This window comes from Sulfuracidifex metallicus DSM 6482 = JCM 9184 (assembly GCA_032834875.1).
Taxonomy (GTDB): Archaea; Thermoproteota; Thermoprotei_A; order Sulfolobales; family Sulfolobaceae; genus Sulfuracidifex; species Sulfuracidifex metallicus.
The window spans coordinates 1,245,922-1,258,054 of sequence record CP135238.1 but is presented as its reverse complement, the minus strand read 5'-3'; the positions used below and the strand labels follow the sequence as shown (position 1 = coordinate 1,258,054).

Annotated in this window: 12 protein-coding genes; 6 read left to right on the top strand and 6 right to left on the bottom strand. The window is 36.0% G+C overall.

What is annotated here, in order from left to right; translation table 11 throughout:
• The first annotated feature begins 75 nt into the window (after positions 1-75).
• Both RQ359_RS06980 and RQ359_RS06975 read left to right on the top strand, forming a co-directional pair.
• Positions 76-375 carry a hypothetical protein gene (locus RQ359_RS06980; RefSeq protein WP_054839411.1) on the top strand — a complete coding sequence of 100 codons (300 nt, stop codon included), beginning with the start codon at positions 76-78 and terminating at the stop codon, positions 373-375.
• Positions 356-550: a hypothetical protein gene (locus RQ359_RS06975; protein ID WP_054839410.1), complete on the top strand. Its 195-nt coding sequence runs from the start codon at positions 356-358 to the stop codon at positions 548-550. Before RQ359_RS06980 ends, RQ359_RS06975 begins: the two co-directional genes overlap by 20 nt.
• 267 nt (positions 551-817) lie before the next feature.
• Here RQ359_RS06975 and RQ359_RS06970 read toward each other — a convergent pair whose 3' ends face one another.
• The 3 genes from RQ359_RS06970 to RQ359_RS06960 all read right to left on the bottom strand — a co-directional run bounded on the left by RQ359_RS06970 (position 818) and on the right by RQ359_RS06960 (position 2,557).
• Positions 818-1,114, bottom strand: a complete 297-nt coding sequence (locus RQ359_RS06970; protein WP_054839109.1) for an antibiotic biosynthesis monooxygenase family protein — start codon at positions 1,112-1,114, stop codon at positions 818-820.
• Between the two features lie 425 nt (positions 1,115-1,539).
• Positions 1,540-2,433: a hypothetical protein gene (locus tag RQ359_RS06965; RefSeq protein ID WP_457921146.1), complete on the bottom strand. Its 894-nt coding sequence runs from the start codon at positions 2,431-2,433 to the stop codon at positions 1,540-1,542.
• Entirely contained in the window at positions 2,402-2,557 is a 156-nt protein-coding gene (locus tag RQ359_RS06960; RefSeq protein WP_156017198.1) for a hypothetical protein, read from the bottom strand. The genes RQ359_RS06965 and RQ359_RS06960 overlap by 32 nt, the downstream gene beginning before the upstream one ends.
• Before the next feature lie 313 nt (positions 2,558-2,870).
• On the opposite strand from RQ359_RS06960, the gene RQ359_RS06955 reads away from it, so the two are divergent.
• Entirely contained in the window at positions 2,871-3,950 is a 1,080-nt protein-coding gene (locus tag RQ359_RS06955) for an S-methyl-5-thioribose-1-phosphate isomerase (RefSeq protein WP_457921145.1), read from the top strand.
• 404 nt (positions 3,951-4,354) lie between these two features.
• Here RQ359_RS06955 and RQ359_RS06950 read toward each other — a convergent pair whose 3' ends face one another.
• Positions 4,355-5,002, bottom strand: a complete 648-nt coding sequence (locus tag RQ359_RS06950; protein WP_054839112.1) for a peroxiredoxin — start codon at positions 5,000-5,002, stop codon at positions 4,355-4,357.
• 149 nt (positions 5,003-5,151) lie between these two features.
• Between RQ359_RS06950 and RQ359_RS06945 the strand changes: the two genes are divergently transcribed.
• Positions 5,152-5,391 (top strand): hypothetical protein, encoded by a 240-nt coding sequence (locus tag RQ359_RS06945; protein WP_054839113.1) that lies wholly within the window; start codon positions 5,152-5,154, stop codon positions 5,389-5,391.
• Between the two features lie 776 nt (positions 5,392-6,167).
• Here RQ359_RS06945 and RQ359_RS06940 read toward each other — a convergent pair.
• Together RQ359_RS06940 and RQ359_RS06935 are read right to left on the bottom strand one after the other, a co-directional pair.
• Positions 6,168-7,217 carry a zinc-binding dehydrogenase gene (locus RQ359_RS06940; protein ID WP_240900152.1) on the bottom strand — a complete coding sequence of 350 codons (1,050 nt, stop codon included), beginning with the start codon at positions 7,215-7,217 and terminating at the stop codon, positions 6,168-6,170.
• Positions 7,218-7,337: 120 nt separating this feature from the next.
• The gene (locus RQ359_RS06935; protein ID WP_054839114.1) at positions 7,338-8,072 is read right to left on the bottom strand and encodes an HAD-IIB family hydrolase; all 735 of its coding nucleotides are present in this window, start codon (positions 8,070-8,072) and stop codon (positions 7,338-7,340) included.
• Positions 8,073-8,818: 746 nt separating this feature from the next.
• Here RQ359_RS06935 and RQ359_RS06930 point away from each other — a divergent pair.
• Together RQ359_RS06930 and RQ359_RS06925 are read left to right on the top strand one after the other, a co-directional pair.
• On the top strand, positions 8,819-10,288 hold the full coding sequence (locus RQ359_RS06930; RefSeq protein ID WP_083477024.1) for an MFS transporter: 1,470 nt from the start codon (positions 8,819-8,821) through the stop codon (positions 10,286-10,288).
• A gap of 724 nt (positions 10,289-11,012) precedes the next feature.
• Positions 11,013-12,026, top strand: a complete 1,014-nt coding sequence (locus RQ359_RS06925; RefSeq protein WP_156017201.1) for a TDT family transporter — start codon at positions 11,013-11,015, stop codon at positions 12,024-12,026.
• Positions 12,027-12,133: the final 107 nt, after the last annotated feature.

The following is a 12,133-nucleotide window of genomic DNA, read 5'->3' as shown; positions in this document are numbered from 1 at the left end:
CACTTGGAAGAACTCCTCCCGTAACTTCTTTCGCCAGAGTAACATTTTTTAGGGAGAAGACGAGGCAGAGTTCCTATGCTTGAGATATACTCTACATTTACCCTCATGGTTTTCTCCTTCGTGTTAGCTGGAATTATGACGTTGATAATGTTGGGGGTTGCTGAAAACGATATTGTGGACGCCTTCGGTCTAAACATGATTCCAAGGATTGAGTTAAGGCTTCTTTTCATTGTAATGCTTTACGTTATTTTCCTGGGCATTCTAGAGGGATTTACCTTGTATACTAATGGAATGTTGATATCCCTTGATGCACTTCCTTACCTAATCCTGGTAGCTTATCCAAAGGGTGACAAGGATGACCACCGAGGGTTTTAGAAGCTTAGTTTATATAGTGGAGATCATTTTCGTTTTCGTGTTCCTTTATCTCTTCGATATACTATATATCAAGAATGGTATAGCATATTACGGAATCCTAGCCTTGGGAGTTGCGGTATCGCTTTACTTAGGTTATCTGTTAGTCAAGAGTGTTCAGAAATATTTCAATTATTAACCTAAAAGTAATTATAACACGGCATATTTTTCTGAGTTCATTAGGTTAGAAATGAAGAATAGGCAGAGGATTTTTATGCGTTTTTAACTGATCGTCAGTTTCTTCAACACATCTAAGTCTTACATAGGGAAGCAAGTAAATATAATAATCTAGAGAGAAATACCAGAATCTTATCATATTTCTTATAAAAAATCAAATATAATAAAATTATCTATATATATAAAATATAATCTCTTTTTATTTATTTATTTACTACTATCTTGCTTTTCATATAGTTTCATTAACTTCATGTAATACCTTGTGGGTTGGTCTTCCTTCCAGAATAGTCTTGCCGTAGGTAGTTGTTTCCTTATATTCCCTAGAAAGTATGAATTTCCTGAAGGTTTCCAAGTCTTCCCATTCCGTGTAAATCATGTACTCGTTAGGTTGATCTACTCTCTTATATAGCCTAGCTTCACGGAATCCTTTAGTTGAACTAAGGAAAGACCTAACCTTGGAAAAAGTCTCCTCAAATTCCTTCTCATGTCCCTCCTTAACCTTGTAATAGAAACCGACGTTTATCATAGCACTATATTATAACATTTGAAGGTAAAAAACTTAAGTTTTAATATAATTTTTTCATTTTAGTAAAAGAAAACTTGTTAATGGAACAATAAGCTTAGATTATTGGAAAGAAATCGTTATAACTTTTCGATATATTTATGGAGATCTATCTTAGAATAGAACCATAGACTTCCTAGATTAATAATATAATTAATTATATTAGTGAGTTTTCTTTATCGAATTAGCTCTTCTAATATTCGAATCAAAAACACAATATCTTCTTAAATTTTATGGTAGTATATACCAATCTTTATTTAAAAGCTTTGGAGAAGTAAGAACGAATTAAAAGACATAAGGAGCGAGATAAAGAAAAAAGAATAGGATAAAACAGTAGCATTATGAAATAATTTTATACTTTAAGAGAGATTATTTCAATCCAATCTCAACTAAAAAGGTTGTCTGAGCACATCTACTTTTAAATTTTTGACGTCTATAACCTTTCCTTTAAACTTGACAAAATCTATCATAGCTCCTATTTCGGTTGCATAAATTGACATTTCCTCTCCAAGTAAACAGGAAAGCTTAACCACGTCGAATACGTTTCTGAGAGAATGCTCAAGTAAATCCTCTCCGTATCCTGCAGTTACTATTTCCATGCTATTCAAGTTATCCGTTGTAGCGTAATCAACTACGAAATTCATTATTCTATCTTCCAATTCTCTTAAAAATTTCCTGTGAATTACAACCACGGTGTCCCTAGTAACTACTGTATCATCAGCGTAAGTATCTCCAAACATCTCCTTAACCATTCTCTCCTCTGCTTCTCCCTTTACAATGGATAAGGATGGTATTCCTTTAATTAACTTATTCCACGTCTTTTCATAGAGTTCATGTAACTCCTTATCATGATGGGATAACATCTCCATCAAATCTATCATTAGAGAGGTAGACTCCTTGTACAAGTGTGGATGGCCTAAAAGCATAAAGGATAGATTCATGCTATACAGCGACGAGAATAAACCGAACTTGAGGATTTCCTGTTTTCCCTTCCTAGAGATTATTGCAGTTGAAGAAGTTCCCATCTCGGTGACGGGCAGATCAGGGTACATTGACTCTACTATAGCTTTCACTCCTCCCTTATGGGACACCATGACCTCCCTTGTGGGTGAAGGCTCTATAAATTTCCTATCAAAGGTATACATGACCGGCTTTACCTTATATAGATAGCCTGACAAGAAGAGCCTATTCTCTAATGTCGTCTTCAGATCAACGTTAAGGGAGCTTCCCATTAGTACTAGATAGTCAACGTCAAGGATCGAAAACGTCACTTCCTTCAACATAATTACCTTGCTTAATAGATATGACAGAAATTTGATTAACTTGTATGGCCGTAACCAAAGAGATACTTAAAAGAACTACTGCGATAGTCAAGGAAAAAATCGCTAAAGACAACTTCATTTCCAAGTTGAGTTGTTAATGACCAAGTTTAAAAAAGTTAATAAATAAACGCAACACTTTTCTATTAATTTCTAATCTTAAATTAAATAGTTATTTTTTAATTTTTACTTTATAATGATTTTAATTATATTATTGCTACTTTAATAAATTACAAATAGTTTGCTTTTTTTATTATGTCTAAACCGAATTTGGAATTTAAATTTAACACTTGTAGATCTTCTACCGACCAAATTCTCATACAATTAAAATAAGCAGTCGTTCTGTAATAAGCACAAAATAGAAGGAAAACGTTTTTTCTTTATATTCATCAAATAATCAAGTGGTTACTCTAGAAGAGGTTAAAAACGCATTTAAACCCAAGTTAAAACCTATAGAGTGGAGAGGAGATTCTCTCTTACTTTTAGATCAGTCTCAATTACCATTTCAGAAAACTTGGATTGAGTTAAGGGATCCAGAGGGTGTATCTTCAGCTATTAGGAATATGCAAGTAAGAGGGGCTCCTGCCATAGGTATATCTGCATCTTACGGAATGGTTTTATCTGTTAATGGATCATCACTTAACGAAGCGTTAGACAGCATGAAAAGAGCTAAAATTGTACTGGATTCTGCCAGACCAACAGCTGTCAATTTGTCTTGGGCTACTTCCAGGATGCTTAACCTCGCTAATAACGCAGTGGAACAAGGCGATGTTAAAAACGTCAAAGAACTGAGGGACCTCATGGAGGAGGAGGCTAACCAAGTATTCCAAGAGGAATATGAGGCAGAGCTCAAAATGGGTTTGTATGGTCTTGAAAAACTGAATAGCGGTGACGCCGTCTTAACTCAGTGTAATGCTGGAGGGCTAGCTACGGGTACAGGTCTGGGAACTGCGCTAGCTCCCATGAAGCTCGCTCATGCGCTGGGTATGGATATATCCGTGTTTGCGCCGGAGACTAGACCTTGGTTGCAAGGAAGTAGGTTAACCGTTTATGAACTAATGGAAGATGGAATCAAGACGACTCTGATAACTGATACTGCAGTAGGTCTAGTGATGTATAAGGGAACGATACAGTCGGTTATGGTAGGAGCAGATAGAATTCTAAGAGACGGTCATGTGTATAACAAGATAGGAACTTTCAAGGAGGCAGTTATTGCTCACGAAATGGGAATTCCTTTCTACGCTTTAGCTCCAACCTCAACCTTTGACCTTAAGAGTGAAGAGAAGGATGTAAAGATAGAGGAGAGGGATCCTAACGAGGTGAGGTTCCTTAGGGGAGTTCCAATTGCACCTGCTGAAGTTCAAGTTTATAATCCAGTGTTCGACGTCACACCTCCGAAATACGTTACAGGGATAATTACAGAGAACGGAATCATATATCCTCCATTCGAAAAGAATGTACGGAAAATAGTACAAAGGTAATTTTTGTTAAAATTGCTTTAAAACAAGAAGATTTCATAGTAACATGGTATAATTAGGCAGAACTCGACTTACCTTTCGTCTCCATTCAATCAAATTTCATTAACTGATAAGTGATAGCTCACACATATTGAAAACGGGACTGAGTGAACTAAGCTTGATTTGCCGAGGAGTTTATACAATTACTTAATTTATGGTACTGAATCTCGTTTTAGCTATAAGGTATTTTACAAGATACTAAATATCTTCTGTATCTTTACCTAAAAAATTCTATAGAAACTTTATTTAATTAAATATTAAAAAATTTTCTTTTCCATTTTATATATATGTTTTAAACCTTATGCTATAGTTTTTCTATTATTATCTATATAACTTACTTTAGCAATTTGAAAGAGATTTATTAAAGTTTATACTACCCTTTGATCCTGAGGTAACTCATCATATTTCTTGAAGGTTAGATACCAAGTCTTAGCGTTTGGTAACTTCATCCTTATCTGAGCTTCATCGATTGTAGATGGAGCTGGAACTATAACCTCCTGACCTGGTTCCCAGTCTACTGGTAGAGAAACCTTTGCCTTATAGTTTACAAGGGCAGCCTTGGTTATTCTCAAGAGCTCCTCTATTTTTCTGCCATACTCGATAGGATAATAGGCCATAAATCTGATTATGCCTTCTGGGTTAACTAAAAAGACTGCTCTTATTGTAACTCCTGAGGCTTCATCAATTATATCAAGAAGTCTAGCAAGCCTCTTATCTGGATCAGCTATTAAGGGAAACGGAACTTGTATTCCATATCTCTCTTGGATATCCTTTAGCCACTCTATGTGGGAATAGATGCTATCTACACTCATCCCAACTAACTCCACGTTGAGTCTCTTGAATTCTTCATAGACCTTTGAGAATCCCACAAACTCCGTCGTGCAGACTGGAGTAAAGTCAGCTGGATGAGCGAAGAGGAATAGCCACTTACCTTTCTCAAATACATCCCTATAAAAATCGAGGGGACCTTTTGTAGTTATCACTTGGGTTTCAGGGAACTTTTGATATAGCTTCATTTAATATAACTTGGAGAGAACACGCCTAAAAATTGAATGTTTTGTGCAATTTTTGCATATAACTTGAGTTACTATATTTACGAGTTCATTCTCCTTATTTTTGAAAGATACAACAAGAAGTTTAAATTTACCGCATCTTCATTCTACTTATGAATAGAAGAGACCTTCCCTGTTCCGCTAAACTTGTACTAAAGATAATTGAAGCAAAGGGAAAGGCAACGTTCAAGGAACTTCTACAGGAATCGTTACTGCCAGAGAGAACTCTGAGAGAGGCAATTAGATTACTCATTAAAGGTGGGTTCATAAAGAGAGGAATTTGCCTAAATGATACAAGAACCAGAATATACGAATGTATAAAGGTTGAACGAGAGGGGAATATAGGTCCATGATATATCAATATGGCGTTAATATTACGGAGAAATATTTAAAAATCAGCTCAATTAAACGTTTTAAAGAAGCGCATAAATGTTTATAATTTTTATCTGATGACTAATATAAATTACAGAGAAAATTAACTTATCTACATTTTCTCTTACTTTCATTATGACGCTCTGGAACTATAGGATCAGTTACATCGCATATATTGTTAAGGTTTTATGTCTAAAACTGGAGTACTATCAAAGGCGTCAACTCCAACTAACTTTATAGTATGTTACCTTTTCCTCTTTAATGACTTAAACTGAAACCCTATTGGATTAGGTCTATTCTGAGATCTAGTTGAAAAACTCCAATAAAGGTATCTCTATCCTTAATTAGACCTCTCTCTTAGCTAAATGAAGTGATATGTTAAAATGAGGTGAGAGAGCTTTTTTATAGCTAAGAGTCGTTCTCTATAAACTCTGGCTTGATTATTATACCTACATAATCGTTCCTTGAGGATACTCCCTTCTTCCTTTTTTATAAAATTTAAATAATTGAAACAGCAATTCATAGTAAATTTGATAGCTTAATCGCTTTAAGTTTACTAATAGAGATTATTTCCTCGCCTATTCATCAAGATTATGGTTCGTTCTAATGAAAAAAAGATATTTTATCTTTGACTATATCGCCTAATTATATACAAAAAGAAACTTTCTATTTCGATATCTAGTACTATATCTTTCATGATCTTAGATTTCAATCTAGTGCTATATCATAATCACTATATATTAATTTCGGATATAACCTAAGAGAAAACTATAGCTTTAATTACCTTTCTTTCCTTTACTTCTTGAAGTAATTTTCGAAATTCGTAGAGTTTATAACGATGCGTAACTATCTTTCTTACATCTACTTTTCCTTTTCTGATAAAGTATAATGCCTTTCTAGTGTCCTTATCGTCTGCGGAGTTACTGAGAACTATGGAAACTTCCCTATTGAATAGCTCACTTAAGTCATAATCTAATTTAGTTCCCTTATAAGGAGCTGCAAACAAGAGTACCTTACCTCCTCTCCTCACTGATTTCAAACCAGTAATTATTGCAGAAGGAGATCCAGAAGCTATAATTACGAGATCTGCTCCCTTTCCATCATTAATTTCCCTAATTCTCCTTGGTACATTCTCCTCGCTCGGAATTACATGATCAGCGCCCAACCTCTCGGCGTAATCCAACCTGAATCCTCTTGAGTTAGTTATTACGACGTCAGCTCCCATAGCCTTCACGGTCATTAAATGAAGAAGGCCAATAGGGCCAGCTCCAACAATTAGAACAGTATCGTCCGGTTCAACGTTCACTCTGCTAAGTCCTCTGATTACAGTAGAAAGGGGCTCTATAAGGGCGCCTTCCTCGTAAGATATATCGTAAGGTAATCTAATTACTCCTCCTTTCCTTATGTTCCATTCTGGGACAATGAAATACTCCGAGAATCCGCCCGGATATATATTAGTTGATCTATAATGGGAACACATTGTCTCGCTTCCTTTAATACAATATTCGCACTCGTAACAAGGAGTATGAACGTGAGGAAATACCTTATCGCCTTCCCTGAACTCCCTTGATTTGGATTCAACTACGACACCAGAGACCTCGTGACCTAAGTAAGGGGTAGCAGCGTACTGCCCACAAATCTTTTCCATGTCTGTACCGCAAAGACCTACGGCCTTCATTTTCACCAGTATCTCTCCGTCCTTAGGTCTAGGGATCTCCTCATGTAACTCGCTCAATTTTCCATCCCTTAACACATAAGCTAACATTGTTCCGTTAGTTTCAAACTTCCTAACATTTTCGGCTTCCATCCTTAATGCACCTCTCATATTTCTCATGGGGGTATTTATTCGCATTATATCCCTAGCATCTATAAAAAGTGATAAAGAATTGACTAAAGTTCTAAAATTCTTTAATCATACTTAATAATTTTAAATATAATGTTGTTTAACAATATCCAAAAGCCTTCCTTCCCTGATCATGTCTAATACCTCTAGTACTCCTTCCCCTGGACCTCCTTTCATTACGATGTCTGCCATTTTCTTTATTTCTGGTAGTGCATTTCCCATGGCAACCTTTACGTCAACGTTTTGAAAGAGAGGAATGTCATTCTGCGCGTCTCCTATTCCTACCTTTATTCCCTTAAACTGCATCATGTCGACTAAGTCCCTTATTCCTCTTCCTTTATCAACGTTTGACGCCATTACCATAGCGTCGTCAGTGTTCCATTCCACCTTTCCTCTACCCTGACTTACATCTTTCACTATTTTCTCTAAAAGTTCCCTTTTGTCAAGCGTGTTGTCCGCGAACATTATGGTTTCCCCTAAGGCATGATCAATGCCCTCTTGAGAGAACCTCCTTGAGATTTCGTCCATGTCTTGCAACCATTGCTTGCTTACCATGATGTGTTCTCCTCGATATAGTATCATTGAGCCGTTCTCTAATATCCACCCCGTTGGGACGAGGCCGTTGCTTAGCTCAAATACGCTCTTTCTTTTCACGCCACTAACGTTCTTCCGTTCCCTTCCTGTGACCACGAAGAAGAGGTTAAACTCACTATACGAATTTATCTCCTTGACTACATAATCCTCTATTATGAAGCCGTTCTCCTCAGGGGCCAATGTCCTGTCGAAATCGGAAAGTATCATTACTTTACTTGAGTCCATGATCTTTCTCTATACCTGCATCCATTATAAAAGCTACTATATATTTAGAGAAAATAATGAAGAAATAAATATTTAGAATATTCTTTTAACTTTGTATAATTTACTTTTACTAGTTCATTTGTATCTTTTATTATGATGAGGCCGAATTTTGTTAGTTTCTTCATGAGCCAAAAATAGGAACCTTTATCTTTTATTCATACTCAGGCATATCATGAGCTTAATACCTTCCCTTTATCTGGGTAAAGGAGATCCTTTACTATACTCTAATAAGGATTCTAATAAGGATATTATATGACGCTAATCATGTTAGAAAACTAAAATCATAAAAGGATAAGGTTTACAAGTTTGAGTTATTTAATAAATAATATAAATTTAGATAATTAAAAATACAAGATTTTTACATGTTTATGTTTTTATTAGCTATTTATCAGTATAATCCTAAACAAATGTCTCCTAGTTCACCAGTACACTATCTGCAATTTCAGTTTTGTTTTTATTAAATCGTGTAATTTAATCCTTAGCTATTACATATCAAATTGAACATTCTGATATGTCAATAATTATCATTGTCTTAAATAAAATAATAAGCTTTAATTCCCATCGGATTTATAACTTTAATCTTGTCTCATCATTTGAAACCAACTCTTTGTTTTTCTTTAACTAAAATTAAAACTATTCTAATGTTTATAACCTAAAAAACATCAAGATTTTTATATAATGATTTCCATAGGTTTTATCGGTCTAAAATGTCAGATATCAAATACGATGTCTTAGATAACTCTAAGGTCGCCTCCTTCCACAAGAGGCTCACGGTACTAGCTGCACTTGGACCTTTCACCGATGCCTTCAACGAATTCGGAGCTTCGGTTTCATTAATAGCAGTAGGTGTTCTGTTTCATCTAAGTGCATTAATGCTCTCAATAATCACTGCTGGATATTGGATAGGAGTAGCTGGAGGTGCCGTAGTAGGAGGTTTATTATCGGACAAGCTCGGTAGGAAGAATTTGTTCGTCTATGATACAATTGGAATGGCAGTGTTCGCTCTGCTTAGTGCAGCGTCAATAGATGGAATATCATTCTTTATATTCAGGTTCTTCCTGGGAGCCTTCATAGGGATAGACTATGCAGCAGCAGTACCACTAGTATCCGAGTATGCGCCTGCAGACACTAGAGGGAGATTACTGTCGATGGAGAAAGTGTTTTTCATGTTAGGCACAATAGCCACAGTAGGAATAGGACTAGGCTTTACTGCTTTGTATGGAACTTATTTGGCGTGGAGGGCTGATTTCATCATTGCGGCTATTCCACCAATTGTGTTGTTCCTCCTGAGGAGAAAGATGCCTGAGAGCATCAGGTGGGCAGTGGAAAGGGGAGACAAGAAGACAATTGAAAAGGTAGTTCAGGGTTTAAGGAACTGCGGTTTGGCTCCAGAGATCAACTTGGATGCAATAACTCCAAAGGGATACTCTACCATTCAGAGCGTAAAGACGTTCTTCAGCAAGACTTACAAAAGGCAGGTAGCATACATTTTCTGGATCGGTGCAGCTTACGCTTTGATAATCAATTTAGTCTCAGTCTACTCATCTAAGTTCCTGAGCGACCTAGGCGCGTCTTCAACTGATTCCCTGCTTGGGACTTTGACCATTGATGTACTTGGTACTTTAGGCGTATTGTTGACAGTCTTTACTGCGGACAAAATAGGAAGAAGGATGTTGGGAACCCTTGGCTTCGGTCTGACGGCAATTCCATCTTTGATATTGTTAATTGCATACGTTAACCACTTTCTCAGCATACCACTAGTCATAGGAATGTTCTCATTGTTCTTCTTTATCAACGTAGGACTTGTAGGAACCCTGCAATACGTTCCAGCAGCTGAGGTGTTTCCAACTAACCTAAGGGGGCTATCAGTAGGATGGGAGAAGCTCTTTGAGTTTGGACTGGCACTCCCTTCACTTGCACTGTACGCAGTACTTGGAATTGAGGATACATTCATATACGAGACCGCAATGTGTGTAATCGCTGCTGTGGTATACTACTTCCTGTCCTTAGAGACGAAGCAAATGACACTAGAACAAATTCAGGATAGATATGTAGGTGGAGGAGAAATATCCTATGCTAGCGACTTTGACGTGAAGAAACAAAGCGAACTAAAGGGACCTAGGAGTTTCAGCACTGAACTCGACAAGGATGACGATGGAGACAGAATAAATAGATAATAAAAGTGCTAATGACAGCTTCAACTTACTCTCAATTAAAGTTTTTCTCTTTTCCTTGTATTTCTCGTCTTTTATCGTCTAAGCTTGTTCATGTAAGAGGAATTAATAACAAGCTATAATAATCTCTCTTTATTATTTAAATGATGAAATTCATTGATTTATCATATATATATTCGAGTAGAATAACTCTTTAAGCTATATAAGGATAAAAACATGGAAGAAACTTATTGTTGTTTTTTACAAAATATTTCATTATTTTAATATTTATTTTTCTCTTTTTAGTCCATGTGATAGTATCACTCAAAGACTAGATTGACAAGCTTTTCATTTTATAACTTATTTATTTAGTTATTCTAAACCTAATAAAACGGTAACGACTTTCTCGGTTTTAGAACCATGATATATCAGAGAGCGTCTAAATGATTTAAATCAACTTTAAAAAGGATAATTTTTTTCTTCGTTAAATCGTATCTAAATTTACGATTTATAGTTTTGAATTATACCTTAAACAGTACCAAAACCACGGTGTATATTTAGAAAATTTTCTTTTTATAACCTAAGTTTTTTAAAACTTAATAACTTTTTATCGCTCTTTCTAAAAAACTTTCTAAAAAATTTAGGAAATATATTTAAGCTCTTTTAATGGCGATGAATAAATATGGATGTTTGTTTTAAAAAAGCTCGTAGACAAACTCTAAAAGATTTAGTTAACTAAACGATCACTATGAGAATAACGACCGAGTGGTTTCCTATAGTTTTAGGAACCATGGTTCTCTCCCTAACTTCTTGGATTGACTATACAGTGTTCAACATGAGTTTAGCCCTTCAAGTTGGGAAAGTAATATATTTTATAGCACTTGCGCTGTTTGCCTTAATATTAATAGGCTGGGCTTATGGGTACAGAGACATAAACAACATTAAGGAAGATTTATCTTCAATAAACAGAGTAGCGTTCTCTGCATTCATCGCAGTTCTAATTTTCGTATCAGGATTCTTTTACACAGTGTATATTTCTTATTCTCCAACAACGGTCATTGACCTCAGTTATCTATATTTCTTCGGATACGCACTGGCATTCGTGATAAACGTCGTAACGTGGGTGAAAATATATCTAGGGCAGAAAGTTACACCCAGCTATGCCTTACTGGTTCCATCAATAGCTCTCAGTGCAGACGTTGTCTTGGGAGCTCCAATTTTGCCTCCTTTCTCATACGTTTTGAAGGACGTTGGAACTATCTACATTTTGATGCTATTGGCTCTAGGAATTACAGTACTTCAATTCGTATTCTTAGGATCCGTGTCGCTTCTTTCCCACCTTCAAGGCACAAGGGCATATCCCACAGTGATGATCCCTCTAGGAGCGGCAAGTATAATTGGAATAAACGTACTTTCCTTTCCAGCTTATAATTATCTGGGATTATTTGACGTTCCTGAAAAGGCTGCTTTAGCAATCGGAGTCTCCTTGTTCGATTTCGAACTATGGAACTTGGTACTTGGTTTATTTATAGCAGTTAACAGGATTAGGGAGCCTCCATCCCTCATATCTTGGGCTTACGTCTTCCCTACTGGAATAGCTATGTTTTCGGCTTTTATGCTGTTTCAAATGACAGGAATATATACCTTCGTCGACTTCATTATTGCATTGAACATAGTCGTCGTTTTGCTTTATTCCTTTTCTGTCTTGAAGACGTTCCAGTTTATGAAAGCTATGATGAAAAATTCTACCCCACAGAAGTAAAGACTTAACCGCGACGTATAGAATAGGCTCAATGAGTAAAAAGAAGAGGAGAAGTATACTTTTTTCAATTAAATTAAATAAACTATATTGTAAGTCACTTTAGAATA

Bases quoted from the DNA above. Each gene is read 5' to 3' on its own strand.
- RQ359_RS06940 (WP_240900152.1), bottom strand. From the start codon at position 7,217: ATGGAAGCCGAAAATGTTAGGAAGTTTGAAACTAACGGAACAATGTTA.
- RQ359_RS06970 (WP_054839109.1), bottom strand. From the start codon at position 1,114: ATGATAAACGTCGGTTTCTATTACAAGGTTAAGGAGGGACATGAGAAG.
- RQ359_RS06950 (WP_054839112.1), bottom strand. From the start codon at position 5,002: ATGAAGCTATATCAAAAGTTCCCTGAAACCCAAGTGATAACTACAAAA.
- RQ359_RS06945 (WP_054839113.1), top strand. From the start codon at position 5,152: ATGAATAGAAGAGACCTTCCCTGTTCCGCTAAACTTGTACTAAAGATA.
- RQ359_RS06935 (WP_054839114.1), bottom strand. From the start codon at position 8,072: ATGGACTCAAGTAAAGTAATGATACTTTCCGATTTCGACAGGACATTG.
- RQ359_RS06925 (WP_156017201.1), top strand. From the start codon at position 11,013: ATGAGAATAACGACCGAGTGGTTTCCTATAGTTTTAGGAACCATGGTT.
- RQ359_RS06965 (WP_457921146.1), bottom strand. From the start codon at position 2,433: ATGTTGAAGGAAGTGACGTTTTCGATCCTTGACGTTGACTATCTAGTA.
- RQ359_RS06930 (WP_083477024.1), top strand. From the start codon at position 8,819: ATGTCAGATATCAAATACGATGTCTTAGATAACTCTAAGGTCGCCTCC.
- RQ359_RS06975 (WP_054839410.1), top strand. From the start codon at position 356: ATGACCACCGAGGGTTTTAGAAGCTTAGTTTATATAGTGGAGATCATT.
- RQ359_RS06980 (WP_054839411.1), top strand. From the start codon at position 76: ATGCTTGAGATATACTCTACATTTACCCTCATGGTTTTCTCCTTCGTG.